This is a genomic window from Rhizobium herbae (genome assembly GCF_019511375.1).
In the GTDB taxonomy this organism is placed as follows: domain Bacteria; phylum Pseudomonadota; class Alphaproteobacteria; order Rhizobiales; family Rhizobiaceae; genus Pararhizobium; species Pararhizobium herbae_A.
On the sequence record NZ_JAEUAO010000008.1, the window covers coordinates 93,019 to 119,254 of the forward strand.

Below are 26,236 nucleotides of genomic sequence, written 5' to 3' on the forward strand. Positions count from 1 at the left end.
CGCGAACCGATCGCGGGGCTTTTTTGTGGGGAATGGAAATTACTTAAGGAATTATGCAGCAGTTTTACGGTGCTAGCTAATCGTCCCTTGCGATGGGCTCCGGCGAAGGAACAGCCTTGAACACCGCATCGCCATCCCGCGCCAGACCAAACACCGTGTGGCTCTCCAGCGCGCGCGTCACCTGGGCCGGATCGCCGTCCAGCGCATCAGGCCCGATGAGGTGGCCGATGGTGAAATCGAAGATGTTGCCCTTCTTGTTCAAAAGCTCGTGGAAAACCGTCATGTCGCGCAGTTCGGTCGACCACTTGGCCAGCCAGTAGAACAGGCCGGAATTGCGCGCCGCCATGTGCACCGGCAGGATCGGCAGATTGTATTTGCGGGCAAAGCCGACGGCCGACGTCTTCCACGGGCGCTCGTTGAGCCGACCGTCCGCCCAATAGGCGATGCGGCCGGACGGAAAGAGCACGGTCGCCTTGCCTTCCGCGATCGCCCGGTTGGTGACCTGCAGCGTTTCGCGCGCCTTCAGCTTGGTCTTGTAGTCGTCGCGCCATTCCACCGGAATGACCATCTCGACAAGGCGCGGATTGACCCGGATGGCATCGCGATTGGCGAAGAACATCATGTCGGACCGGCGCTCTTTCAGAAGGTCGAAGACGGCGACGCCGTCGGCAATGCCGGTCGGATGGTTGCTGACCAGCAGGAAGCCGCCGGTTTGGGGAATGCGCTCGGCATTGCGAACACGGATATCGAGCGCGAGGACATCGCTCAGATACTGAAAGGCATGAAAGCCCGGCAGGTTGGCGACATTGTCGGCGAACTCGATGGCCTTGCGATAATTCAGGACCGTATAGAGAAACGGCCGCATCACCGGCCAGAGCGGATGCCTGACGATGCGCTCACCACGCTCGGCAATCAGCCTGTCGACGATATGCCCCGGCTGGCCCTGGGAAACCAGCGCGATCGTCTCTGCAAAATACGTGAAACCGCTCGCCGAATCGCGTGTTGCCATCGTCTTCCCGCCTCGTCTGCGTTCAGCTATCGCAGGTGAATATGATCCGGACGTGACAGTTTCCAAGGGTCATTAGGAAAAACATAACGGCATCCGGGGCAAACTCGCCACGACCGAATGGCGGGGAAGACGAGTATGAACGAACTGCTGATTATCGGCCATCCGGAACTGATGGCGGAGCGCCAGCTGTGGCTGGCGGCGCTCAGCCGGGAACGGCGGCTATCGGAAAAGACCGTCGTCGCCTATGAGCGCGACACGCGGCAGTTCCTGCACTTCCTCACCGGCCACCTGAGCGGCCCGGTCCGCTTGAGCGATATCCACGCGCTGCGTCCCGGCGACCTGCGCGGTTTCCTTGCGGCCCGCAGAAAGGAGGGAGCCGGTGCACGAACGCTCGGTCGCGGGCTTGCCGGGCTGCGCTCCTTCCTTAGGCATCTGGAGAAGAAGGGCCTCGCCAACGCCGCCGGCGCAGCGGCCGTCCGCTCGCCGAAACAGCCGAAATCCTTGCCCAAGCCGCTGACGGACAAGGACGCATTGACCGTCGTCACCCATGAGGCGCAGCTTGCCGAGGAACCCTGGATTGCCAGCCGCAACGCCGCCGTCCTCACCTTGCTTTACGGGTGCGGTTTGCGCATCTCCGAAGCGCTCGACCTGACGCCCTCCGATTTTGCCGGCACGCCGACGGCGCTGCGCATCCATGGCAAGGGGGGCAAGACGCGTGTGGTGCCGCTGATCGCGGCCGCGGCCGAAGCCGTGCGGGCCTATGAAAAACTCTGCCCCTATCACCTTGTTGACGACGGCCCGCTGTTTCGCGGCGCCAAGGGCGGCAAGCTGCAGGCGGCGATCGTCCAGCGCGAAATGCAGCGGTTGCGCGGCGCGCTCGGTCTGCCGGATACTGCAACGCCGCATGCGCTGCGCCACTCCTTCGCCACGCATCTTCTGACCGGCGGCGGCGACTTGCGGACCATCCAGGAACTGCTCGGCCATGCCAGCCTGTCGACCACCCAGGTCTATACCGGCGTCGATTCCGCCCGACTCCTGGAAATCTACGACCGCGCGCATCCGCGCGCCTGAATTTCGCCCTCGTCGAAGCGTTAACCAGCTTTGTTAAACACGCGTGAGGCTTGCCAGGTTAGGCTGGTGTGATGAACCGCCACACACAGGATCGATAATGTTTCAGCATCTGGCAAAGCCGGCCCGCGCCGTGGCAAGGGAACTGGGCGACACGGTTCTCACGCTCGTCGCGACGCTGCATGTGCTGTGTGCTCTCAGCCTGATTGTCACGCTTCTCTCCCTCTCGCCGGCCCATGCGGCTGAGGACGCCTGCGGCGGCAGGAACCTGATCGCCGAGATGCGCGCCTCCGATCCCGCGCGGTTTGCCGCTCTTGAAAGGCTGGCCGCGGCCGTGCCGAACGGCAAGGGTCTGTTCTGGAAGATCGAGAAGCCGGGTGTCGGGCCGTCCTATCTGCTGGGCACCATGCATGTCACCGATCCGCGCGTGCTTGCCATGCCCAGGGGTGCCAGCGAGGCGTATGAAACCGCAAAGACCGTGGTCGTGGAATCCGACGAGATCGTCGACGAGCGAAAGGCGGCGGCAGCGCTCCTGATGCAGCCGGAACTGACGATGTTTACCGACGGCAAGTCGATCAAGGACTTTCTAAGGGCCGAGGAACAGGAAAAGCTGACGGCAGGATTGAAGGAGCGCGGCATTCCCTTGACCTTGGTGGCGAAGATGAAGCCCTGGATGATCGCCAGCTTCGTCGCCCTTCCCGCCTGCGAGATGAGCCGCAAGGCGGCCGGCGCCTCGTTCCTCGACAAGAAACTGGCGGAGGATGCCTTGAAACAGGGCAAGAGCCTGAAAGGTCTGGAAACGCTGGTGGAGCAACTGAAGGCCATGGACGCGCTGCCGGTGCAATTTCATCTCGAAGCGCTGATGGAGACGCTTGATCTCGGCGACACCGTCGCCGACGTGATGGAGACGACGACGGAACTCTATCTGACCGGCGATACCGGCATGGTCATGCCGCTGATGAAGGCCGTTTCGGAGGAGAAGTCACCTGGCAACAGCACCGATTACGCCGATTTCGAGCAGCGCATCGTCATCGACCGCAACAAGACCATGGCCGCCCGCGCGAGGCCGATCCTCGACGAGGGCAACGTCTTCATGGCGGTTGGTGCGCTGCACCTGCCGGGGGATGAGGGCGTGATCGAATTGTTGCGCAAGGACGGTTTCAGCATCACCGCGGTCAATTGAAGCCAGAGCCAGCGGCCGGCAGCGGCGCACAACCCTGCAGTCCCGACTGATGCCCCGGCAGATCCGACAGCGGAAATGCCGGGGTATCGAACAGCAACCCAAACTTATTGCAGACTGCCGTCCCCGCTGCGATCTGCGGCGGTGAAATCCGTCATGACCCGATCCATGAATTCGCTCTGGCCAACGACACCGTCGCGATTGGCATCGCTGAGGGAGAACTGCTGGGTGGTCAACACCTTCGCCACTTCCGCGGACTGCAAGCTGCCATCCTTGTTCTTGTCCAGGCTCGTGAACGCGGTCGCCATGAAGGCCTGATACTCCGAGCGTTCGACGGTACCGTTGGAATTGCTGTCAAGCTTGTCCTTTTGCCCCTGATACATGGACACCGGCTGATCCTGCGCGGCGACAAACGTTGGCTGGCACAGCAGCAATATGGCGATCATGGCTCTTTTTTTCATGGCCGAACCCGCCCCCTTACGCGCATGTCAGGCGGTTGCCGAGCAGGCCGCCGAGGCCGATGCCACCTCCGATCGCGGCGATCTGGCCGGTTCCGGAGCCGATGGTGCTTCCAATCAGGCCGCCGACGATCGCGCCGCCGACCGTTCCCGCAACGCAGCCGAATTCGGCGTTGCGATCGACGACAGCCTGGGATGTCGGTGCAGACTGGCAGGCGGACAGCGCCAAGCACCCTGCAAGGGTGACAGTTACAGTACGTTTGCTCATTTCTTCCTCCACAGTTTCCATCACGATCGCGACTGGATCGGTGGATTTGCTGGCCTGCTGCCCGGATAAAATAAGCTTTCGCCTCCTCGGCGGGAAAGGCGCCTGTGTAAGGTCAATAAATGGCTCGCCAGAAGGTATTCAACATCAGGGCGGCAAGAGCTTGACGAATTCACACACCGTACGGCATCGGGCCTCGCTGGAGACCCGGTACCGATACTACAACTGGGCATGCATGATGACAACTCTGCGCGTCTGCCGACGGTCCCGACGGCGTCGCGGATTGCCGCTCGATCCTGCGCGCGTGGAACCGGGCGCGCTCGATAGTGGGGACCCCTCACGCAAAATCGTTGCAAATCCGTCCATCGTCGTCAAAGCAAGGCACCACACACTTGCACCCGCGCCGTCTCTCTGCCTTTTTGCGAAGATAACCTGCGGCGGCCTGATTCGCGCCCGCTCCGCTTCGCATTCTTGTTGCAGCTTCCGGAACGCGCTTCCATACGTGCCGGGGCAGCGACTACGTTCCAAGGAGATGACGAGATGTCAGAGATCAAGAAACCCGTGATTTCGGAGATGAGACCTAAGATCACCGTCATCGGCGTCGGCGGCGGCGGCGGCAACGCCATCAACAACATGATCGCCGAAGGCCTGCAGGGCGCCGACTTCGTTGCCGCCAACACGGATGCGCAGGCGCTCACCATGTCGAAGGCGCCGCGGCTGATCCAGCTTGGGGCGCAGGTGACCGAAGGCCTCGGTGCCGGATCGCTGCCGGACGTCGGACGCGCCGCGGCGGAGGAATCGATCGACGAGATCATGGATCACCTTGGCGGCACCCATATGTGCTTCGTCACCGCTGGCATGGGCGGCGGCACCGGAACGGGTGCTGCGCCGGTGATCGCCGCCGCTGCCCGCAAGGCCGGCATCCTCACCGTCGGCGTCGTCACAAAGCCGTTCAGCTTCGAAGGCAAGCGGCGCATGCAGGCAGCCGAGGAAGGCATCGAACGGCTTCGCGAAGCGGCCGACACCGTGATCGTCATCCCCAACCAGAACCTCTTCCGTATCGCCGATGCGAAGACCACCTTTGCCGATGCCTTCGTCATCGCCGACCGGGTTCTCTACTCCGGTGTCGGCTGCATCACCGACCTGATTGTCAAGGAAGGCCTGATCAACCTCGACTTCGCTGACGTCAAATCGGTGATGAAGGGCATGGGCCGGGCAATGATGGGAACCGGCGAAGCGATCGGCGACGGTCGCGCCTCCAAGGCCGCCGAGGCGGCGATCGCCAATCCGCTCTTGAGCGAAGTCTCGATGAAGGGCGCCAGGGGCGTGCTGATCTCGATTTCCGGCGGCTCCGATATGACGCTGTTCGAAGTGGATGAGGCAGCGACCCGCATCCGCGAGGAGGTCTACGAGGACGCCGACATCGTCGTCGGCGCAATCTTCGACAAGGAACTGGACGGCGTCTTCCGCGTTTCGGTCGTCGCCACGGGCCTCGATCAGCACGCCCCGGGCAGCGAGGTTCCGGCCGGCGCAACGCAGCCGGTGCAGGCGCGGACACTGCAGTAGGCCAAAGAGGCTACCTAGCGGGCGGCGAGTTTCCCGCCGCCCGCTCGCCACGTGATCGCGCTGCTCACCAAGCTCCGGCTCGGCAGCGGTTCATTTCAACGCCTCCACGAAGCGGATGACGTCGGCAACCGTCCGGTCATTCCAGATATCATTGTGACCCGAGTCGTCGTCGATCAGCATTTGCTTGGGTTCGGGGGCGATGCGGTACAAGGCCTCGCCCGAAGACAGGGGGATGCTGGCGTCACGCCGACCATGGATGAACAGCTTTGGTTGGCTCACCTTCGCTATCTTGAGGTCCGAGCGGAACGGATCCTTGATGAGAAGCGCGACCGGAAAGAACGGATAGTGCGACTGCGCGAGCGACAGGACCGACAGGTATGCGGACACGAGAACCACGCCGATGGCCGGCCTCTGCGCGGCCGTGTTCACGGCGATGCCGGTGCCCAGCGAGCGGCCAAGCACAACGATCTCGCTTTTGGAGCGTGCTGAAAGCCAGTCGAACGCCGCGATCCCGTCGGCCAGCAGCGCCTCCTCACTCGGAGAGCCGGTCGATCCCTGATAGCCGCGATAGGAAGTCGCCAGCAACCCGATGCCTCGCGCGGCCAGCGCCTGCGCGAGAAAGCCGTAGCTGCCGACACGATCGCCGTTCCCGAAAAAGAGCAGAACGCTCGGCTTGCCGGTTGTGCCATGGCTATAGAGTCCATGAAGCATTTCTCCGTCGGGCGTCTTGATGGAGACCTTCTCGCCCCACTCTGCGTGCTCTGAGGCAGGTGCCGCGCTTGTGCCGGGAAAGAGGAGGGCGCGTTGCGAAAGATACACCAGGCCAACCAGCGACATATAGGCGAAGGCCGCCGTCAGCGGCAGGATCAGCAGGAGTTTTGCGGCGCTCATGCGGCATGTTCACCGGAAGGTTCGTCAGAGTCCACATCTATTCCACCGCAAACCCGCCTGCCTGACATGGCGGACTTGCGCGCCCGGCACCGTCAAGCGGAAGCGGCGAGCGCATGGAGTTGTGGGGCCACCCTCTTGCTCGCGATCCCGCTGAGCGGGAGATGTCACAAAGTGACCGTCGGGGTATTTTTGACGCCGCCGTGTATTGTGTTCCCGCTCACAAAAACGCTTTTTGTTTTTTCGCATTCCCGACAACGCCGTAACGGCTCGAAGCCGCAGCGATGGCAGGCGCCCGCCGGACAGGTGCAAGGGGCCGATTGTCACGGCCCCTTGCAGTTCATTACATATGGATCGGCTTTGCGAAGGTTGCCAGTGCCGCTTCCTTGACCGCTTCCGACATGGTCGGGTGGGCGTGGCAGGTGCGGCCGAGATCTTCCGAGGAGCCGCCGAATTCCATCAGCACCGCGATCTCGTGGATCATCTCGCCGGCGCCGAAGCCGACGATATGGCCGCCGAGCACGCGGTCGGTGGCCTGATCGGCGAGGATCTTGACGAAGCCGTCGGTGGCCAGCATGGCGCGGGCGCGGCCGTTGGCGGTGAACGGGAACTTGCCGACCTTATAGGCGATGCCCGCCGCCTTCAGCTCTTCCTCGGTCTTGCCGACGGAGGCGACTTCCGGCTGGGTGTAGACGACGCTCGGTATGACGTCGTAGTTCACGTGGCCTGCCTGGCCGGCGATGATCTCGGCAACGGCGACACCCTCGTCTTCCGCCTTGTGGGCGAGCATCGGACCGCGCACGACGTCGCCGATCGCATAGATGCCGGGAATGCTGGTCTGGAAATGGTTGTTGATCTCGACGCGGCCGCGCGTGTCCATGACGACGCCGGCCTTGGCGAGGCCGAGACCCTCGGTGAACGGCTTGCGGCCGGTGGCGATCAGCACGACCTCTGCATCGACGGTCGCGGCATCGCCGCCCTTGACCGGCTCGTAGGTCACCTTGGCGCCGGAACCCGTCTTTTCCACGCCCGTCACCTTGGCGCCGAGCTTGATATCGATGCCCTGCTTGGCGAGCATCCGCTGGAACTGCTTGGCGACTTCGCCGTCCATGCCGCCGAGTATGGTGTCGAGATATTCGACCACGGTCACCTTGGCGCCGAGGCGCGACCAGACCGAGCCGAGCTCGAGGCCGATGACGCCGCCGCCGACGACCACCATGGTGGCGGGAACCTTTTCCAGCGCGATACCGCCGGTCGAGGAGATGATGACCTTCTCGTCGATCTCGACCTCAACGCCCGGAATGCCGGCAACATCCGAGCCGGTGGCGATGACGATGTTCTTCGTCTCGATCACCTGCTCCTCGCCCGCGTCGTTGGTCACCGAAACCTTGCCTTCACCAAGCACCTTGCCGGTGCCCTGGAAGGCATCGATCTTGTTCTTCTTGAACAGGAATGCGACGCCGTCAACGTTCGCTTTCACCGTCGCATCCTTGTGGGCGAGCATCTTCTCAAGGTTCAGCTTCGGAGCGCCAACCTCGACGCCGAGAGCGTCGATGCCATGGGCGGTATGGTGAAAGACCTCCGAGGCATGCAGCAGGGCCTTCGAGGGAATGCAGCCGACATTGAGGCAGGTACCGCCATAGGTGGCGCGCTTTTCGATGACGCCGACCTTCAGGCCGAGCTGGGCTGCCTTGATGGCGCAGACATAGCCGCCAGGTCCGGTGCCGATAACGATGAGATCATATGCCATGAATGGTCCTTCCTGAGAGCGGCTATCGTCCGCCGCTGACGTTGAGAATGGCGCCCGTTACATAGGACGACGAAGGGGAGATGAGGTAGAGAACGGCGTCGGCGACCTCTTGCGCGGTGCCCGGCCGTTTCAGGGGAACGCTTGGCGAGATTTCGCGGGCGCGATCCGGAAGACCGCCCGAGGCGTGTAGCTCCGTATCGATGATGCCGGGACGAACCGCATTGACGCGGATGCCGTCCGAGGCGACTTCGCGCGACAGCCCGATGGTGAAACTATCGATCGCGCCCTTGGACGCGGCATAGTCGACATACTGTCCGGCCGAGCCAAGCACTGCGGCCATCGAGGAAATGTTGACGATCACGCCGCCCTTGCCGCCGTGACGCACCGACATGCGCCGCACGGCAGCGGCCGCGCAGAGGATCGAGCCGGAGACGTTGACGCGAAGCATGCGGTCGAGCCGCTCCGGCTTGATCTCGTCGATACGGGCCGGCATGCCGACGATGCCGGCATTGTTGACGAGACCGTCGAGGCGGCCGAAGGCCTTGTCCACCGCGTCAAAGATCGCCGCGACGCCGGCTTCGCTGCCGACATCGCCTTCGACCGCGACGGCCTTGCCGCCAGCCTGCGTAATCGCGGTGACGACGGCATCTGCGGCCGGTCGGTTCGAGGCGTAGTTGACGGCAACGGCCCAGCCCTGTTCTGCCGCCGAGCGGCAGATGGCTGCCCCGATACCGCGGCTGCCGCCGGTCACCAGAAGGACGGGTTGATCGCTGATCTTCATTGGACGCATCCCTTCAAAGCCAGAACATCCCAGGGCGCGACGGTCGCCTTGCCCCAGATGGACGAGTTGCGGACAGCGGGACCGAAATCAGGCAACAGCAATTGCGCCGCCGCCTGCGACCCCTCCTCGGGCAGGGAGCCGACCTTGCCGTCGGCACTGATGGAATAGATGACGCCTTCCCAGACGGTGCAGGCGGCGATCTCCTCACCGGTGACGTCGCCTTGCGGGCAGTTGTTCATGATCATGCCGTTCGGCCGGACGGGTTCGCCCGAGTGCATGACGACGCCGTCGAGCACCAGATCGGTCTTTTCCACCTTGACCTTGAAATGATTGCTGGTCACGGCGCTGGCCGAGCCCACCGGTTCGAAAACCAACTCATAGGCGCCGTCCGCATCGCCATAGACCGCCTGCTCCTGCAGGCAATCGGCGGCTACTGCCGGCATTGCCGCCAGCAGTGCGCTCAGGACCGATGCGGGAGCGGCAAGGCGCATGCTCAGGATGCCTTTTCCGTGGCGAGCTTCAGGCCAAGGGCGATGAAGACGAGGCCACTGACGCGATCGATCCACTGGCTGGCGCGCGAGAAGGCGGCGCGCATCTTTGGCGTCGTCATGAACAGGCTGACGCCGACGAACCAGAGGACGAGGCTGCTTGCCATGACGAGACCATAGCCGAACTTCACCGCGATCGGCGTATGGGCGCTGACCACCGTCGAGAAGATCGACAGGAAGAAGAACACCGGCTTCGGGTTCAGCGCATTGGCGGCAAATCCGAGACCGAAGGCTTTCAGCGCCGACTGACGCTGTCCATTCGCATCCACGCCGTCTGCCTGCACCGTGATCTCCGTCCTGCCGGCCCTGAGTGCCTTGACACCGATATAGAGCAGGTAGGCGACACCGCACCATTTGACGATGTTGAACAGGTAGATCGACTGCGAGATGATCAGCCCAAGCCCGAGGATCGTATAGGTCACATGGAACATCAGCGCGGTGCCGATGCCGAAGGACGTGATGATCGCCGCGCGGCGGCCGTGAACGAGCGACTGGCGCATGACCATGGCGAGATCGGCGCCGGGCGAGACGATGGCGAAGGAGAAGATCGCCATCAGCGACACGAGTTCGAGGAGATAGGGATGCACGGCACGTCTCCGGTTATCGCTGTCGGGTGTCCGCTTTCCTGTCAGAAAACGAGCGCCGATACCATGATGAGGAGCCCGGCGAGCGAGCCAAGCCAGATGAGCGAGCGGACATAGGAAACGCCCGCCAGATAAAGCGGAATATAGGCAATCCTGAAGGCAAACCAAAGCCAGGCGCCGGTCAGGCCCCAGCCGGTCGGGTCGCCGGCGATGGCAAGGGCAAGCGCCAGTCCCACGAACGCCGGATAGGTCTCCTGGAAATTGCCGGATGCCCGCTCGGCGCGTCCGGCCAGCTTGCCGGACGGCTTCCTTTCGTCATCCCGCGGACCGGCATTCCATGCCGCTCCGAGTTCGAATGTGGACATCATGCCCTGGAGGCTGACATGGAAGACGAGCAGCATGACGCTCCAGGCGAGGAGCGAAATAAATGGCGATGCCGCCAGCGCTGCCGCGTCCATTGGGCGCTCCTTACAGATCCAGAACCAGACGTTCCGGATCTTCCAGGCTTTCCTTGACGCGCACCAGGAAGGTCACGGCCTCCTTGCCGTCGACCATCCGGTGATCGTAGGAGAGCGCCAGGTACATCATCGGACGGATGACGATCTGGCCGCCGACGACGACCGGGCGCTCCTGGATCTTGTGCATGCCGAGAATGCCGGACTGCGGCGCGTTGAGGATCGGCGAGGACATCAGCGAGCCGTAGACGCCGCCATTGGTGATCGTGAAGGTGCCGCCCTGCATGTCTGCCATGGAAAGCGAGCCGTCACGCGCAGCCTTGGCAAGACGGCCGAGATCCTTTTCGATTTCGGCGATCGACATCTGGTCGGCATCGCGGATGACCGGAACGACCAGGCCCTTGTCGGTGCCGACGGCCATGCCGATGTGGCAGAAGTTCTTGTAGATGATGTCGGTGCCGTCGATCTCGGCGTTGACGGCCGGGATTTCCTTCAGCGCATGCGTCACCGCCTTGGTGAAGAAGCCCATGAAGCCGAGCTTGACGCCGTGCTTCTTTTCAAAAAGGTCCTTGTAGCGGTTGCGCAGTTCCATGACGGCGGACATGTCCACCTCGTTATAGGTGGTGAGCATGGCCGCCGTGTTCTGGGCGTCCTTCAGGCGCTTGGCGATGGTCTGGCGCAGGCGGGTCATCTTGACGCGCTCTTCGCGCGGTGCGTCTTCGGCCGGCGACGGAGCGCGGGTCACGATCTTGACCGGCTCGGAAGCCGCCGGCGCCGAAATTCCCTTGGCGACGGCCGCGATGACATCGCCTTTCAGCACCTGGCCGCGCTTGCCGGAGCCATCGACCTGATCGGCGCTGAGGTTGTTTTCGGCAAGCATCTTGGCGGCGGCCGGAGCAGCCGGCATGGCAGACGCGGCCTGCGGGGCAGCAGCTGCAATCGGGGCAGCGGCGGCGGCAGCCGGAGCGGCGACCTTCTTTTCAGCCGCGGGCGCGGCCACAGCGGTGCCGGCGGCGCCGTTGGCGATCTGGCCGAGCAGGGCGCCGAGACCAACGGTTTCACCGGCGTTGGCGACGATTTCGGAAAGCGTGCCTGCGGCCGGCGCCGGAACCTCGATGGTCACCTTGTCGGTTTCGAGCTCGAGCAGCGGTTCATCGGCTTTGACGGTGTCGCCCACCTTCTTGAACCATGTGCCGACGGTCGCTTCGCTGACGGACTCTCCGAGGGTAGGAACGCGGATTTCTGTGGCCATTTTCAGATCCTGACTTTGATCGTTATCGGTTATGCGGCAGGTGCGGCGACGTGCCGGAGAATGAGTTTGGGTATCGCGGCAATTTCGAACCGGAAGCCGAGGCTGGCGGCGATGACCGGGTCGCCGTCGGCAAGCGCCTGGGCGGCATTCCCGTCGGGAACTTCCACCAGCGCCATGCCCCAGGCACCGTCCTTGGCAAAGACGGGACCGACCGCAATCGCCCGTCCCGCATCGGCTTGCGCCCGCCAATAGGCGGCGTGACGCTCCATCGCGGCCATTTCCTCAGGCGTTGCGTCCTGAGGAAACGTGCTGCGGGGTGGCACTAGTTTCAGATGAAAATAGGCCATGGAGCGCTACCTCAACCGCCGAGCGCGTCTTCTAGGAAGGCGGCGAGCTGTGCGAGGTGCTTGGACATCAGGCCCGTCGCCGGAGAGGCGGCGGCCGGACGGCCGGTGTAGCGGACGCGCTGGTACTTCGCATCGATATGGGCAAGCACCCATTCCAGATACGGGTCGATGAACGACCAGGCGCCCATGTTCTTCGGCTCTTCCTGACACCAGACCATTTCCGCATTGCGGAAGCGCGAGAGCTCATTGATGAGCGCCTTGGCCGGGAACGGATAGAGCTGCTCGACGCGCAGCAGATAGACATCGTCGATACCGCGCTTCTCGCGCTCTTCCAGCAGGTCATAATAGACCTTGCCGGTGCAGAGAACGACGCGACGGATCTTGGCGTCCTTCTGCAGCTTGATCGGGCCGTCCTTGATGACTTCGGCGTCGTCCCAGAGCAGGCGATGGAACGAGCTTTCGCCAGCCATTTCCGACAGCGAAGAGACGGCGCGCTTGTGGCGCAGCAGCGACTTCGGCGTCATCATGATCAGCGGCTTGCGGAAATCGCGCTTCACCTGACGGCGCAGGATGTGGAAGTAGTTCGCCGGTGTCGTGACGTTGGCGACCTGCATGTTGTCTTCGGCGCACATCTGCAGCCAGCGCTCGAGGCGAGCCGAGGAGTGTTCCGGACCCTGGCCTTCGTAGCCATGCGGCAGCAGGCAGACGAGACCGGACATGCGCAGCCACTTGCGTTCGCCCGACGAGATGAACTGGTCGAAGACGACCTGCGCGCCGTTGGCGAAGTCACCGAACTGGGCTTCCCACAGCGTCAGGGCATTCGGACGGGCGAGCGAATAGCCGTATTCGAAGCCGAGGACCGCCTCTTCCGAGAGCATCGAGTTGATGACCTCGTAGCGCGCCTGGGTCGGCGACAGATTGGCAAGCGGGATATAGCGTTCTTCAGTCTCCTGGTCGTAGAGGACCGAATGGCGCTGCGAGAAGGTGCCGCGCTCGCAATCCTGGCCCGACAGGCGGATCTTCGTGCCTTCGATGGCGAGCGTGCCGAAGGCCAGCGCTTCCGCCATCGCCCAGTCGATGCCTTCGCCGGTCTGGATCATGTTGGCGCGGCTGTCCATGAAGCGCTGGACGGTCTTGTGAACGTTGAAGCCTGCTGGCACTTCGGCCAGCTTGCGGCCGACATCCTTCAGCGTCTTCATCGGCACCGAGGTCTTGCCGCGGCGCTGTTCGTCCTGGTTGTCGGCGGCGCGCAGGCCCGACCAGACACCGTCCAGCCAGTCGGCCTTGTTCGGCTTGTAGGCCTGTCCCGCCTCGAATTCCTGCTCCAGATGGGCGCGCCAGTCGGCCCGCATCTTCTCGAGCTCGCCTTCGGTGATCAGGCCCTCGGCGATCAGGCGTTCGCCATAGAGCTGGACGACCGTCTTGTGGGCGCGGATGACCTTGTACATCTTCGGCTGCGTGAACGACGGCTCGTCGCCTTCGTTATGGCCGAAGCGGCGATAGCAGAACATGTCGATGACGACAGGCTTGTGGAACTTCATCCGGAATTCGGTGGCGATCTTGGCCGCGTAAGTGACCGCTTCCGGATCGTCGCCGTTGACATGGAAGATCGGCGCCTCGATCATCTTTGCCACATCCGACGGATAGGGCGACGAGCGCGAGAAGGCCGGATTGGTGGTGAAGCCGATCTGGTTGTTGATGATGAAGTGCACGGTGCCGGCGACGCGATGGCCGCGCAGGCCGGACAGCCCGAGGATTTCAGCCGTCACGCCCTGGCCGGCGAAGGCGGCATCGCCGTGCAGCAAGAGCGGCATGACCTGCGCACGCTCCGACAGGGGAATGATGTCGCCCTCGAAGACCTTCGCCATCTGGTCCTGCTTGGCACGGGCCTTGCCCATGACGACCGGGTTGACGATTTCCAGATGCGACGGGTTCGCCGTCAGCGACAGGTGAACCTTGTTGCCGTCGAACTCGCGGTCGGAAGAAGCACCCAGATGGTACTTCACGTCGCCCGAACCCTCGACATCGTCAGGTGCTGCAGAACCGCCCTTGAACTCGTGGAACACGGCGCGGTGCGGCTTGCCCATGACGTTGGTGAGCACGTTCAGACGGCCGCGATGGGCCATGCCGAGGATGATTTCCTTGAGGCCGAGCTGGCCGCCGCGCTTGATGATCTGCTCCAGCGCCGGGATCAGCGATTCGCCGCCGTCGAGGCCGAACCGCTTGGTGCCCTTGTACCTGACGTCGATGAACTGCTCGAAGCCCTCCGCCTCGACCAGCTTCTGCAGGATCGCCTTCTTGCCTTCTGCGGTGAACTCGACGCCCTTGTCGGGACCTTCGATGCGCTCCTGGACCCAGCCTTTGATTTCCGGATCGGAAATATGCATGAACTCGACGCCGAGCGTCGAACAATAGGTGCGCTCGAGGATTTCGAGCATCTCGCGGATGGTCGCATATTCGAGGCCAAGCACGTTGTCGAGGAAGATGCGGCGATCATAGTCGCTCTCCTCGAAGCCGTAGGACTTCGGCGACAATTCGTTATAGTCCTCGACGGGAGCTGCAATGCCGAGCGGATCGAGCTTGGCGTGCAGATGGCCGCGCATGCGATAGGCGCGGATCATCATGATGGCGCGAACGCTGTCGCGGGTCTGCTGGTGGACATCGGCGGCACTCGGAGCAACGCCGGTGACGACAGCCTGTTCCTCGGCCTTGGCCTTCACCTTCTTTTCGATGACCTTCTCGACCGTCCCCCAGTCGCCATCGAGCGCCGAGACCAGCTCGCCATTGGCGACGATCGGCCAGTTCGGCTTCTTCCAGGAGGCGCCCTTGGCCGCCTTGATCACGTCGTCAGGCTGGTCCTGCAGCGCCTTGAAGAACGACTGCCACTCGCCGGAGACCGACGACGGATCGCTTTCGTAGCGCGCATAAAGCTGCTCGATATAGCTGGCATTCGCTCCGTCGAGGAACGAGGTCAGCAGAAATTGCTCGTTGGCTTCTTGCCTTGCCATGGTGCTTCGCGGACCTGTCCGTCCGCCTCCTGACTTGTTAACTCTTGCCGGCTTTCGGTCCCGGTCGACCTTTTTGGCATCGGCGCGGCGGCGCCGTTGCCTTCTTCCGTTGAGGGTAGCCGGGCCGGCACCAACCACCTGCCCGGTCTCACCGCGCTGTCTCAGCCCTTGAGGACTTCGACCAGCGTCTTGCCGAGACGCGCCGGCGACGGCGACACGCGAATGCCCGCCTGCTCCATCGCTGCGATCTTGGATTCCGCATCGCCCTTGCCGCCGGAAACCACGGCGCCGGCGTGACCCATGGTGCGGCCCTTCGGCGCTGTGCGGCCGGCAATGAAACCGGCCATCGGCTTCTTGCGGCCCTTCTTGGCCTCGTCGATCAGGAACTGTGCTGCGTCTTCCTCGGCCGAGCCGCCGATTTCGCCGATCATGATGATCGACTTGGTCTCGTCGTCGGCGAGGAACATCTCCAGCACGTCAATGAACTCGGTACCCTTGACCGGATCGCCGCCGATGCCGACGGCCGTGGTCTGGCCGAGACCTTCGTTGGAGGTCTGGAACACGGCTTCATAGGTGAGCGTGCCCGAACGGGAAACGATACCGACCGAACCCTTGCGGAAGATCGAGCCCGGCATGATGCCGATCTTGCATTCTTCCGGCGTCAGGATACCCGGGCAATTCGGGCCGAGCAGACGGGACTTGGAACGGTCGAGGCGAGCCTTGACGCGAACCATATCCATGACCGGAATACCTTCGGTAATGCAGGTGATAAACGGGATTTCCGCGTCGATCGCCTCGATGATCGCGTCCGCGGCACCTGCCGGCGGAACGTAGATGACGGTCGCGTCGGCGCCGGTCTTTTCCTTGCCTTCGGCAACGGTCGCGAAGATCGGCAGGCTTTCGCCCTTCGAGCCGGTCCAGGTTTCGCCACCCTTCTTCGGATGGATACCGCCGACCATCTGGGTGCCGTAGTAAGCAAGCGCCTGTTCGGTGTGGAACGTGCCGGTCTTGCCGGTCAAGCCCTGTACGAGGACCTTGGTGTCTTTATTGACGAGAATGGACATACTTTCCGGTCCTTCAAATTAGCCGTTGATCGCCGCGACGATCTTCTTCGCCGCGTCGTCCAAGTCGTCAGCCGCGGTAATCGCGAGACCGGACTCGTTCAGGATCTTCTTGCCGAGTTCGACATTGGTGCCTTCGAGGCGCACGACGAGCGGAACCTTGAGGCCGACTTCCTGCACGGCGGCGACAACGCCTTCAGCGATGACGTCGCACTTCATGATGCCGCCGAAGATGTTGACGAGGATGCCCTCGACCTTGGGATCTGCCGTGATGATCTTGAAGGCAGCCGCGACCTTCTCCTTGCCGGCGCCGCCGCCGACGTCGCAGAAGTTGGCCGGCTCCTTGCCGTAGAGCTTGATGATGTCCATCGTCGCCATGGCGAGACCGGCGCCATTGACCATGCAGCCGATATTGCCGTCGAGGGCGACATAGGCGAGGTCCCACTTGGAGGCTTCGATTTCCTTGGCGTCTTCCTCGGTCTCGTCGCGCAGCGCCTTGATGTCGTCGTGACGGAAGATCGCATTGCCGTCGAACGACACCTTGGCGTCGAGAACGCGCACGCGGCCGTTCTTCATGACGATCAGCGGGTTGATCTCGAGCAGGCTCATGTCCTTCTCGACGAAGGCCTTGTAGAGGATCGGGAAAAGCTTTTCCGCATCGGCCTTGGCTTCGCCTTCGAGCTTGAGGGCCGAGGTCAGGGCGCTCAGATTGTCGGCGGTGACGCCGGCGAGCGGGTCGATGGCGATGGTCTGGATCTTCTCGGGCGTGTCATGGGCAACAGCCTCGATGTCCATGCCGCCCTCGGTCGAGACGACGAAGGCAACGCGGCCGACGGAGCGGTCGACCAGCAGCGAGCAATAGAGTTCGCGGTCGATATCGGCGCCGTCCTCGATGTAGAGACGGTTGACCTGCTTGCCGGCTTCGCCGGTCTGCGCGGTCACCAGCGTGTTGCCGAGCATTTCCTTGGCGTGGGCCTTGGCTTCCTCGATCGAGAAGGCCAGGCGCACACCGCCCTTGGCTTCCGGACCGAGTTCCTTGAACTTGCCCTTGCCGCGGCCACCCGCATGGATCTGGCTCTTGACGACATAGAGCGGGCCGGGAAGCGACTTCGCAGCCGCTTCGGCTTCGTCGGCGGAGAAGATGGCGACACCTTCCGCGACCGGTGCGCCAAAGCTCTTCAGCAGGGCCTTGGCCTGATATTCATGAATGTTCATGGGGAAATTTCCTGTTTAAGCCGGCGGGGCGAATTACTTCAGGCTGGGCGCAATGGTGATGCAGGCTTCGCAAAGACCGGCAACGGCGGCGACTGACTTTTCGAAGGCTTCCTGCTCGGCCTTGTTGAACTCGACTTCGATGATGCGCTCGACGCCGCCGGCACCGATGATCGTCGGAACGCCGACATACATGTCCTTGACGCCGTACTGGCCGGTGAGGTGGGCGGCACAGGGCAGAACGCGCTTCTTGTCCTTCAGGAAGGACTCGGCCATTTCGATCGCCGAGGCTGCCGGGGCGTAATATGCCGAACCGGTCTTGAGCAGGCCGACGATTTCGGCGCCGCCGTCACGGGTCCGCTGGATGATTTCCTCCAGCCGCTCCTTGGTGACCCAGCCCATCTTCACGAGATCGGTCAGCGGAATGCCGGCGACGGTCGAGTAGCGGGCGAGCGGCACCATCGTATCGCCATGGCCGCCGAGAACGAAGGCGGTGACGTCCTGGACGGAAACATTGAATTCCTGGGAGAGGAACAGGCGGAAACGCGAGCTATCGAGCACGCCGGCCATGCCGACGACCATGTTCTTCGGCAGGCCGGAGAACTTCTGCAGCGCCCAGACCATCGCGTCGAGCGGGTTGGTGATGCAGATGACGAAGGCGTTCGGGGCATATTTCTTGATGCCGGCACCGACCTGTTCCATGACCTTGAGGTTGATGCCGAGCAAGTCGTCGCGGCTCATGCCGGGCTTGCGGGCAACGCCGGCGGTGACGATGCAGACGTCGGCACCTTCGATGGCCGAATAATCGCTGGCGCCGGTCAGATTGGCGTTGAAGCCTTCGACGGGCGAGGACTGGGCGATATCGAGGCCCTTGCCCTGCGGGATGCCGTCAGCGATGTCGAACAGGACGATGTCGCCGAGTTCTTTCAGGCTGGCGAGATGCGCCAGCGTGCCACCAATCATTCCAGAACCAATAAGTGCGATCTTGTTGCGCGCCATGAAAGTGCTTCCTTTGCGATCCAAATCTGACAAGGCCTGACGTGGCGCCTGAGACGCGAGCTGGGCAAACCTTTCGGCGCAAGGAATTAACCTTCCAGATCTGAAATATCAACCCATACTTTTGAGTGGAACGATTTCAATCGGTTAGATCATAAAGTTCTTACGTAAACGTAAGAATTTTCGTCGTGATATCGTCACGAAGTCACTGTTTCCGCACGATGATTTCGCGCATATTCCTCGCTCTGCATCTCGATCAGCCGCGAGACCGTACGGTCGAATTCGAAGCCCTCGGTGCCCTTTTTGGCCGTCAGCAGATCGATCGGCGCGGAAGCCGCCGTGGCAAAAAGGCGGGCGCCGTGATCGTAGATCGTATCGACCAGCATGATGAAGCGCTTGGTCTCGTTGCGGCGCTCAGGCGTAAGATGCGGGATGTGATCGATGAAGATCGTCCGGTAGTGCGAGAGGATGGCGAGATAATCGGCTGCACCCAGCGGCCGCTCGCACAGGTCCGAAAAGGAAAACCGGGCGCACCCGTTGGCCGCAGCCGGAACCTTGATGGTCCTGCCCTTGCGCGCAACCTCGGCAGCCGCGACCGACAGCCCCGCGGTTGCATGGATCCAGGCCCGGTCGAGCGCGGCGTCGGCCTGCGGCCCCAGCGGCGCCAGCCAGACCGGCAGGCCCTCCATCTTCGCCAGACGATAATCCGTCCCGACGTCCAGCGGCACGATCTCGGTATGGGTCTTCAACAGATCGACGAACGGCAGGAACAACCCGCGATTCAGGCCGTCCATGTAGAGATTGCCCGGCTCGACATTCGACGTGGCGACGAGAACGCAGCCCTTGGCGAAAAGCTCGCTGAACAGCCGCGACAGGATCATCGCATCGGCGATATCGGTGACGGAGAACTCGTCGAAGCAGAGCAGCCGCGCCTCGGCGAAAATCTCCGAGGCGACCGGCGGCATCGGGTCGGCCTGGCGCGTTTCGCCGTTCTTCAGCTTCTGCCGGTGCTTGAAGATGCGCTCGTGTACATCGGCCATGAATTCGTGGAAATGCGCCCGGCGCTTGCGCTGGATCGGCACCGTTTCGAAGAACAGGTCCATCAGCATCGTCTTGCCGCGGCCGACGCCGCCGTAGAGATAGAGCCCCTTCAGCGGCGGATGCTCATGCTTGCGCGAGGCAAACAGCCAGCCGAGCGCATTCGACTTGCGCTGCGCCCGGTTGCCGGCAAGCTCCATCAGCAGATGATCGAAGCGCCGGGCGATGCCAAGCTGGGCCGGATCGCGCCGCACCGCGCCTTCGGCTATCATGGCCTCGAGTTTTCGCGAAATACTGTCTTCGGGATTTGGCACGCGCGTAACCGATTGAAGCACTTCCAGGAAAGGTTCGACCGTCCGGAAATGCGGGGAACGAAGAGCGTTTTCGCAACTCGGAGGAAGGCGAAAACGCGTCCAGACAAAAAAGCCCGGCGTCTGCCGGGCTTGTTGATTAGCGGCTGAGGCTGACCGGCTGGCCGCTATTGGTCGAGCCGTCGAACCGCGCATCGGCGGTCTTGAACAGACGGGCCAGCGGATTGCCGTTGCGGTCCTTGAGCACGACCTGCTTGCCGGCCACTTCCCACGAGCCCATCTGCGTCAGTTCGCCGGCGCAACCGCGCGTGCCGCCGCGCGAGCCGCTGCCGAGATTGGTGAGCGTCAGGAACATGTCGCAGGAGCTGCCGCCATTGGCGACGCGCCAGTTGCCCACCATCGATTCCTTGGTCACGTCGAGCGCATTGGCGGCCGCAGCAGCGTCAGCCCCAGCCGGCTGCACGCCGCCGACCGCTGCGGTGCCGCTGACCGGCGCTGCGGGGAACTGTGACGTGTCTGTGGTTGCCGGAGCGTCGAGCTGGCCGGAGGACACGGTCGGCACGGGCTGTGCCTGCAACGGCGCCGGCGATGTGCTGTTGCCGCCGAAATCGCTCATGGACGTTCTCTGACATCCAGAAAGCGTCAGTGCCACGGCCAGTCCCGCCACCGCATGTATTGTCCGCATATTCCTGCTCCCGCTCATCTCCGGCACCGCGTTATCGACTGACATATAGTCGGAATTACCTTAAAACCATCCTTCAATTCAAGAGAACGGCAATTCTTTGACGCCTGTGGCATGATTGAAACGGTCGATCCGGCTGCGCCGTGAGGTTGTCGGATGCTGTCAAGGCACTATTGCCGCTTGAATTTTCCCGCAGGGTGAGCTCCACCACGACGCAAAGGGTAACCGCGACACCGCCTCTGCCCCTCACCCTAACCCTCTCCCCCCCAAGCGGGGAGAGGGGACGCGCCCTCTTCGGCTTCTGGAGAATGGCGATCGGTGCGGCATGTCTCCTTCTCCCCGTCAAAACGGGGAGAAGGTGCCCGGCAGGGCGGATGAGGGGCCGTAGCCACGACGTCAAGCGGCTCGGTTCTGGTGCTATCGCACCCGAGGATCAAACGCGCCGCTCGACCATCATCTTCTTGATTTCGCCGATCGCCTTGGCCGGGTTCAGGCCCTTGGGACAGGTCTGGGCGCAGTTCATGATCGTGTGGCAGCGATAGAGACGGAAAGGGTCTTCGAGATTGTCAAGGCGCTCGCCCTTGGCCTCGTCTCTGCTATCGATCAGCCAGCGATAGGCCTGCAAGAGCACCGCCGGGCCGAGATAGCGGTCGCCGTTCCACCAGTAGCTCGGACAGGAAGTCGAGCAGCATGCACAGAGGATGCATTCGTAGAGGCCGTCGAGCTTCTGGCGGTCCTCGTGGCTCTGCTTCCATTCCTTCGCCGGCGTCGCGGAAACCGTCTTGAGCCAGGGCTCGATCGAGCGGTGCTGGGCGTAGAAGTTGGTGAGATCCGGCACCAGGTCCTTGACGACAGGCAGATGCGGCAGCGGATAGACCTTTACCGTTCCCTTCACCTCGTCCATGCCCTTGGTGCAGGCGAGCGTATTGGTGCCGTCGATGTTCATCGCGCAGGATCCGCAGATGCCTTCGCGGCAGGAGCGGCGCAGCGTCAGCGTCGGGTCGATCTTGTTCTTGATGTAGAGCAGCGCGTCGAGCACCATCGGGCCGCAATCGTCGACATCGATGTAGAAGGTGTCGATCGATGGGTTCTTGCCGTCGTCCGGGCTCCAGCGATAGATGCGCAGCTCGCGGGTGTTCTTGGCACCGGCCGGCTTCGGCCAGACCTTGCCTTCGCTGATCTGCGAGTTCTTGGGGAGAGCGAGTTCAACCATGCGACCTGTCCGTTCTTTCCTTGCGCCGATCCTTGCGGATAACCAGCTTCAGCCCTGACCATGTCTGGTCGACTGCGGCCACCTTGACATCCACCAGATCGAGATCGAGGGCCGCGTGGCGTACGACATCCTCGGTCACGTCCGTCCTAACCTTGGAAGCCTTCTTCGGCCACGAGACCCAGATCATACCGTCCGGCCTGATCCGGTTCTGCAGCCGTAAAAGCTCGTTTTCGATCTCCGCCCTCATGATCGTGAAGGCATGGATCGCATCATAGATCCTCTCCGTCGCCCGCATCGCTTCCCAGGAAGAGAACCGGTCGCAGGCGGCGAAATCGACCGAGGCCGCAAGCTCTGCCAGACTGTCCGGCAAGGCCACGAAGGCTGCCGCCATTCCGGGCTTGAAGCCCAGCTTCTTGACAAGCGGCGTGCCGGAATATCCCGCGTTCGCCGCCGCCATGATCAGTATACGCGCGCCTTCGGCTCGATCTTGTGCGGATCGATGCCCTCGGCCAGCAATTCGGTATGGACCGGGCGATAGTCGAGCTTGACCTCGCCCGCTTCATTCACCCAGGACAGCGTATGCTTGCGCCAGTTGACGTCGTCGCGCCCGGCAAAGGCGCCGCTGGTGTAATCTTCGCGGGCATGCGAACCGCGGCTTTCCTTGCGGGCTTCGGCGCCATAGACCGTGGTGATGGCGTTGGCCATCAGGTTTTCCAGTTCCAGCGTCTCGACCAGATCGGAGTTCCAGATCATCGATCGGTCGGTGACCCTGATATCCGGCAGTTCCTTCCAGATCGCGCTCATGCGCCTGCATCCCGATTCCAGCGATTCCTGCGTGCGGAACACGGCTGCGTCTTCCTGCATGGTGCGCTGCATCTTTTCGCGCAGCACGGCGGTCGGGGTGCCGCCGCTCGCATGGCGCAGCCGGTCAAAGCGCGTCATGATCTTTTCGGAAGCCTTCTCGTTGATCGCCGGGATCGAGGAGGCACGGTCGATGACTTCGCCGGCGCGGATGGCGGCGGCGCGGCCGAAGACCACGAGGTCGATCAGCGAGTTGGAGCCCAGGCGGTTGGCGCCGTGCACTGAGGCGCAGCCGGCTTCGCCGACGGCCATCAGGCCGGGGATGATGCGCTCCGGATTGGCGCTGTCGGCGTTCAGCACTTCGCCCCAGTAGTTGGTCGGAATGCCGCCCATATTGTAGTGGACGGTCGGCAGAACCGGGATCGGCTCGCGGGTCACGTCGACCCCCGCAAAGATCTTGGCGCTCTCGGAAATACCCGGCAGCCGTTCGTGCAGCACGGCCGGATCGAGATGGTCGAGATGCAGGAAGATATGGTCCTTGTTCTTGCCGACGCCGCGGCCTTCGCGGATTTCCAGCGTCATGCAGCGCGAGACGACGTCGCGCGAGGCAAGGTCCTTGGCCGACGGCGCGTAACGCTCCATGAAGCGCTCGCCCTCGGAGTTGACGAGATAACCGCCTTCGCCGCGCGCGCCCTCGGTGATCAGGCAGCCGGCGCCGTAGATGCCGGTCGGATGGAACTGCACGAATTCCATGTCCTGCAGCGGCAGGCCGGCGCGCGCGATCATGCCGCCGCCGTCGCCGGTGCAGGTATGGGCCGAGGTCGCCGAGAAATAGGCGCGGCCATAGCCGCCGGTCGCCAGCACCACCATCTTGGCGGCGAAGCGATGGATGGTGCCGTCGTCGAGGTTCCAGGCAACGACGCCGGTGCAGCGGCTGCCGTCATCCGACATGATCAGGTCGAGCGCAAAATATTCGATGAAGAATTCGGCGTTGTGCTTGAGCGACTGGCCGTAGAGCGTGTGCAGGATGGCGTGACCGGTGCGGTCGGCAGCGGCACAGGTGCGCTGTACCGGCGGGCCCTCGCCGTAGTTCTGCATATGGCCGCCGAACGGACGCTGGTAGATCTTGCCTTCGGCATTGCGCGAGAAGGGCACGCCGTAATGTTCGAGCTCATAGACCGCCTTCGGCGCTTCCATGGCGAGATACTGCATGGCATCGACGTCGCCCAGCCAGTCGGAGCCCTTGACGGTGTCGTAGAGGTGCCACTGCCAGCTGTCCGGCGTCATGTTCTGCAGCGATGCCGCAATGCCGCCCTGCGCTGCGACCGTATGGGAGCGCGTCGGGAAGACCTTGGTGATGCAGGCCGTCCTGAAGCCCTGCTCGGCCATGCCGAGCGTCGCGCGAAGACCCGCGCCGCCGGCGCCGACGACGATCACGTCATAGGCGTGGTCGACATATTCATAGGCTCTGCCGTTGATGAGCGGCGACATGTTGGGTGCCATTTTTGAATTACCCTGCAAAAGCGATTTTCAGGATGGCGAAAAGACAGAGCCCGCCAACTGCGATCGCAAAGAACGTATTGAGCATGAGAAGCACGATCTTGGTGCCCTCGCCGTGAACATAGTCCTCGATGATGACCTGCATGCCGATCCTCATGTGGGTGAGGCCGGAGACGAGCACCAGCCCGATGATGACCGCGACGAAGGGGTTCGACAGGGCCGCGACGACATCCGCATGCGGCGCGCCGGCATATTTGATGAGGAAGAGGACGAAGAAGATGATCAGCGGCACGTTGGCGACCGCCGTCAGCCGCTGACGCCAGAAATGATCGGTGCCTTCCTTGGCCGAACCGAGACCGCGAACCTTGCCGAGAGGCGTGCGCATATCCATGGAAATTCTCCTCTCAGCGAACCGCGTAGCCGACGATCCAGATCAGCAGCGTGACTGCAACCGAACCGACAAGATTGGCAATGGCGAGCTTGGTCGCGAAATGCTTCTCGTAACCGTAGCCGAGATCCCAGATGAAGTGGCGAATGCCGCCGAACAGGTGGTGCACCAAGACCCAGGTATAGCCGAACAGCACGAGCTGGCCGATGATGGTGCCGAAGGCCCACATGACCCAGTCGTAATAGGCCGGGCTGGTGGCGGCAGCGATCAGCCACCAGGCGACGAGAATGGTACCGAAATAGAGCGTGGCGCCGGTAATGCGATGCATGATCGACATGATCATGGTCGGAATTGGCTTGTAGATTTGCAAGTGCGGCGACAAGGGCCGGCTTTTGGTGACATTCGTCATCGGAACCCCACGGAATAACCGGACGAACCGCCCAAAAACTGGACTATCCGGTATTGCACATGATTGTGCACAATTCAGTCAGCCGACGTTTAATCACCATATTGATTAACGACAAGTGTGTTTGCAGTGCAAAATCATTTTAATCGATTAGACGAAAATGAGGCACGCCCGCCGAATCGGCAGGGCCGCCGCGTTAACGATAGATCGTGAAAAATCAACGCATTCCCGTGACTTTTGCCCTCCATTGCCGCACATTGCCGTTAAGGATTTGTTAAGCGTTGCACGGAAGGCTGCACGAAATGCGTCCAATCACCCTTTCTAATGCGACGAAAGTCTTGGTCGCGGTCTTGGCTCTGGTCGTCTGGTTCACCGATTTTGCCGCAGCGCGCGACCGCCATGACGCAGAGCGGCATTTCGTCCGCCGCCATCACGAACGCCGCGGCGACCGGGACGTGCTGTCCGGCGTCAATGTCGATAGCCGCCTCCTCCGCCGCCATCACGGACGCCGTGACCGGGCAGTGCTGTCCGGCATCAATGTCGATAGCCGCTTGCTCCGCCGCCATCGCCATGTGCGTCTTGCCGGCATCAACGCCGACCGCCGCTATTTCGAGCACCGCTACGGTTTCCATCGCCGCCCCGGCCAATGGAGCGTCGTGCGCGAATACCCCGACCAGCGCGTAAACTATTGGCAATCGGCCTACGGTGGCGATGATTTCCCCTCGCAGGCCCTTGGCGGCACATATTTCGGCGGATTGTCGGCATGGAGCGATGCGGGCAACGGCACGTACTTCAACTCCGAAGGCGGCGGCTATGGCTATTTCAACGGTGCTACCGACAGTGATTATCGCGCGCCCCGCGCCAAGATCATCCGCGTGACCCCCTCGACGGCCGGCCGCGCGTGCTCCTGGGAAGCCGGCGTCTGCGTCATCCGCCGCTGAGGCCCGGTCCGCTCCAGCGCCGCGCGTCCGAAATAACGCAAGGGACGCTGCAGCTCAGGCGGTAAATCGCCAGACCGTGGTCTTCTTGACCTCGCTGTCCTCCAGTGCGCGGGTCACCGGCACTTGGTAGGTCGACAGCATCTGCATGCGGTCGCGCGGGCAATAGGCGCGGCCGGGATCGCCGACGAGCACGCAAGCCCCGTTCTGCGCCAGCGCGGTGAACCATGGAACCAGCCGATCGGCAAACGCCCTGTCGTAGAAGACATCGCCGGCAAGATAGACGTCGGCACTGCGCGCATCGCCGATGATGTCGGCTGCGGCGAAGGCGACCGTTACGCCGTTCAGCGCTGAATTCAGCCGGATTGCGGTTTGCGTCCAGGGATCGATGTCGACGGCCAGCACCGAAGCCGCACCGGCTTTCATCGCCGCAATCGCCACGAGCCCCGATCCCGAGGCGAAATCGATGACCTGTTTGCCCTTAACCAGTTCCGGATGATCGAGAATATGCCGCGCCAGCCCCTGCCCGCC

27 protein-coding genes are annotated in these 26,236 nt (G+C 62.7%); 4 read left to right on the top strand and 23 right to left on the bottom strand.

All coding sequences use genetic code 11. The features are described from left to right. Positions 1-76 precede the first annotated feature (76 nt). On the bottom strand, positions 77-1,009 hold the full coding sequence (locus tag JNB71_RS23980) for a GNAT family N-acetyltransferase (RefSeq protein ID WP_220374278.1): 933 nt from the start codon (positions 1,007-1,009) through the stop codon (positions 77-79). A 135-nt stretch (positions 1,010-1,144) separates the two neighbouring features. On the opposite strand from JNB71_RS23980, the gene JNB71_RS23985 reads away from it, so the two are divergent. After that, positions 1,145-2,080 (top strand): tyrosine recombinase XerC, encoded by a 936-nt coding sequence (locus tag JNB71_RS23985; protein ID WP_220374279.1) that lies wholly within the window; start codon positions 1,145-1,147, stop codon positions 2,078-2,080. A gap of 97 nt (positions 2,081-2,177) precedes the next feature. Beyond that, positions 2,178-3,260, top strand: coding sequence for a TraB/GumN family protein (locus tag JNB71_RS23990; protein WP_220374280.1), 1,083 nt, complete (start codon positions 2,178-2,180; stop codon positions 3,258-3,260). 104 nt (positions 3,261-3,364) lie between these two features. Here the strand turns inward: JNB71_RS23990 and JNB71_RS23995 are convergent, their stop codons facing one another. Continuing rightward, positions 3,365-3,718 carry an EF-hand domain-containing protein gene (locus tag JNB71_RS23995; RefSeq protein ID WP_220374281.1) on the bottom strand — a complete coding sequence of 118 codons (354 nt, stop codon included), beginning with the start codon at positions 3,716-3,718 and terminating at the stop codon, positions 3,365-3,367. A 16-nt stretch (positions 3,719-3,734) separates the two neighbouring features. Beyond that, the gene (locus JNB71_RS24000) at positions 3,735-3,983 is read right to left on the bottom strand and encodes a hypothetical protein (protein WP_220374282.1); all 249 of its coding nucleotides are present in this window, start codon (positions 3,981-3,983) and stop codon (positions 3,735-3,737) included. 537 nt (positions 3,984-4,520) lie between these two features. Here JNB71_RS24000 and ftsZ point away from each other — a divergent pair. Next, the gene (ftsZ, locus tag JNB71_RS24005; protein WP_220374283.1) at positions 4,521-5,546 is read left to right on the top strand and encodes a cell division protein FtsZ; all 1,026 of its coding nucleotides are present in this window, start codon (positions 4,521-4,523) and stop codon (positions 5,544-5,546) included. A 90-nt stretch (positions 5,547-5,636) separates the two neighbouring features. Here ftsZ and JNB71_RS24010 read toward each other — a convergent pair whose 3' ends face one another. The 19 genes from JNB71_RS24010 to sdhC form a co-directional block, all read right to left on the bottom strand. After that, positions 5,637-6,437: an alpha/beta hydrolase gene (locus JNB71_RS24010; protein WP_220374284.1), complete on the bottom strand. Its 801-nt coding sequence runs from the start codon at positions 6,435-6,437 to the stop codon at positions 5,637-5,639. A gap of 340 nt (positions 6,438-6,777) precedes the next feature. Further along, on the bottom strand, positions 6,778-8,184 hold the full coding sequence (lpdA, locus tag JNB71_RS24015; protein WP_220374285.1) for a dihydrolipoyl dehydrogenase: 1,407 nt from the start codon (positions 8,182-8,184) through the stop codon (positions 6,778-6,780). 22 nt (positions 8,185-8,206) lie between these two features. After that, a complete protein-coding gene (locus tag JNB71_RS24020) occupies positions 8,207-8,959 on the bottom strand; it encodes an SDR family oxidoreductase (RefSeq protein ID WP_220374306.1) in 753 nt (250 codons plus the stop codon). A 2-nt stretch (positions 8,960-8,961) separates the two neighbouring features. Next, positions 8,962-9,456, bottom strand: a complete 495-nt coding sequence (locus JNB71_RS24025) for a hypothetical protein (RefSeq protein WP_220374286.1) — start codon at positions 9,454-9,456, stop codon at positions 8,962-8,964. A gap of 2 nt (positions 9,457-9,458) precedes the next feature. After that, positions 9,459-10,100, bottom strand: a complete 642-nt coding sequence (locus JNB71_RS24030; protein ID WP_220374287.1) for a LysE family translocator — start codon at positions 10,098-10,100, stop codon at positions 9,459-9,461. A 41-nt stretch (positions 10,101-10,141) separates the two neighbouring features. Further along, positions 10,142-10,555: an MAPEG family protein gene (locus JNB71_RS24035; protein WP_220374288.1), complete on the bottom strand. Its 414-nt coding sequence runs from the start codon at positions 10,553-10,555 to the stop codon at positions 10,142-10,144. A gap of 10 nt (positions 10,556-10,565) precedes the next feature. Beyond that, positions 10,566-11,804: a 2-oxoglutarate dehydrogenase complex dihydrolipoyllysine-residue succinyltransferase gene (odhB, locus tag JNB71_RS24040; protein WP_220374289.1), complete on the bottom strand. Its 1,239-nt coding sequence runs from the start codon at positions 11,802-11,804 to the stop codon at positions 10,566-10,568. A 29-nt stretch (positions 11,805-11,833) separates the two neighbouring features. Beyond that, positions 11,834-12,151: a YciI family protein gene (locus JNB71_RS24045; RefSeq protein ID WP_220374290.1), complete on the bottom strand. Its 318-nt coding sequence runs from the start codon at positions 12,149-12,151 to the stop codon at positions 11,834-11,836. A gap of 11 nt (positions 12,152-12,162) precedes the next feature. Beyond that, on the bottom strand, positions 12,163-15,159 hold the full coding sequence (locus tag JNB71_RS24050) for a 2-oxoglutarate dehydrogenase E1 component (RefSeq protein WP_220374291.1): 2,997 nt from the start codon (positions 15,157-15,159) through the stop codon (positions 12,163-12,165). Positions 15,160-15,320: 161 nt separating this feature from the next. Further along, on the bottom strand, positions 15,321-16,223 hold the full coding sequence (gene sucD, locus JNB71_RS24055) for a succinate--CoA ligase subunit alpha (RefSeq protein WP_220374292.1): 903 nt from the start codon (positions 16,221-16,223) through the stop codon (positions 15,321-15,323). 18 nt (positions 16,224-16,241) lie between these two features. Beyond that, the gene (gene sucC / locus JNB71_RS24060) at positions 16,242-17,435 is read right to left on the bottom strand and encodes an ADP-forming succinate--CoA ligase subunit beta (protein ID WP_220374293.1); all 1,194 of its coding nucleotides are present in this window, start codon (positions 17,433-17,435) and stop codon (positions 16,242-16,244) included. Positions 17,436-17,468: 33 nt separating this feature from the next. Then, positions 17,469-18,431 (bottom strand): malate dehydrogenase, encoded by a 963-nt coding sequence (mdh, locus tag JNB71_RS24065; protein ID WP_220374294.1) that lies wholly within the window; start codon positions 18,429-18,431, stop codon positions 17,469-17,471. 194 nt (positions 18,432-18,625) lie between these two features. Then, entirely contained in the window at positions 18,626-19,738 is a 1,113-nt protein-coding gene (zapE, locus tag JNB71_RS24070) for a cell division protein ZapE (protein ID WP_222857411.1), read from the bottom strand. A gap of 178 nt (positions 19,739-19,916) precedes the next feature. Then, positions 19,917-20,462, bottom strand: coding sequence for a protease inhibitor Inh/omp19 family protein (locus JNB71_RS24075; RefSeq protein ID WP_220374296.1), 546 nt, complete (start codon positions 20,460-20,462; stop codon positions 19,917-19,919). Between the two features lie 430 nt (positions 20,463-20,892). After that, entirely contained in the window at positions 20,893-21,672 is a 780-nt protein-coding gene (locus tag JNB71_RS24080; protein WP_018328631.1) for a succinate dehydrogenase iron-sulfur subunit, read from the bottom strand. After that, entirely contained in the window at positions 21,665-22,129 is a 465-nt protein-coding gene (locus JNB71_RS24085; protein ID WP_220374297.1) for a DUF3052 domain-containing protein, read from the bottom strand. Before JNB71_RS24085 ends, JNB71_RS24080 begins: the two co-directional genes overlap by 8 nt. A 2-nt stretch (positions 22,130-22,131) precedes the next feature. After that, positions 22,132-23,976 carry a succinate dehydrogenase flavoprotein subunit gene (gene sdhA, locus JNB71_RS24090; RefSeq protein WP_220374298.1) on the bottom strand — a complete coding sequence of 615 codons (1,845 nt, stop codon included), beginning with the start codon at positions 23,974-23,976 and terminating at the stop codon, positions 22,132-22,134. Between the two features lie 7 nt (positions 23,977-23,983). Further along, on the bottom strand, positions 23,984-24,364 hold the full coding sequence (gene sdhD / locus JNB71_RS24095; RefSeq protein ID WP_220374299.1) for a succinate dehydrogenase, hydrophobic membrane anchor protein: 381 nt from the start codon (positions 24,362-24,364) through the stop codon (positions 23,984-23,986). Positions 24,365-24,377: 13 nt separating this feature from the next. Continuing rightward, positions 24,378-24,770 (bottom strand): succinate dehydrogenase, cytochrome b556 subunit, encoded by a 393-nt coding sequence (sdhC, locus tag JNB71_RS24100; RefSeq protein WP_220374300.1) that lies wholly within the window; start codon positions 24,768-24,770, stop codon positions 24,378-24,380. Positions 24,771-25,069: 299 nt separating this feature from the next. On the opposite strand from sdhC, the gene JNB71_RS24105 reads away from it, so the two are divergent. Continuing rightward, positions 25,070-25,708 (top strand): hypothetical protein, encoded by a 639-nt coding sequence (locus JNB71_RS24105; RefSeq protein ID WP_220374301.1) that lies wholly within the window; start codon positions 25,070-25,072, stop codon positions 25,706-25,708. A gap of 54 nt (positions 25,709-25,762) precedes the next feature. Here JNB71_RS24105 and JNB71_RS24110 read toward each other — a convergent pair. After that, positions 25,763-26,236, bottom strand: a 474-nt coding sequence (locus tag JNB71_RS24110) for a class I SAM-dependent methyltransferase (protein WP_220374302.1), incomplete at its 5' end; no start/stop codon positions are given.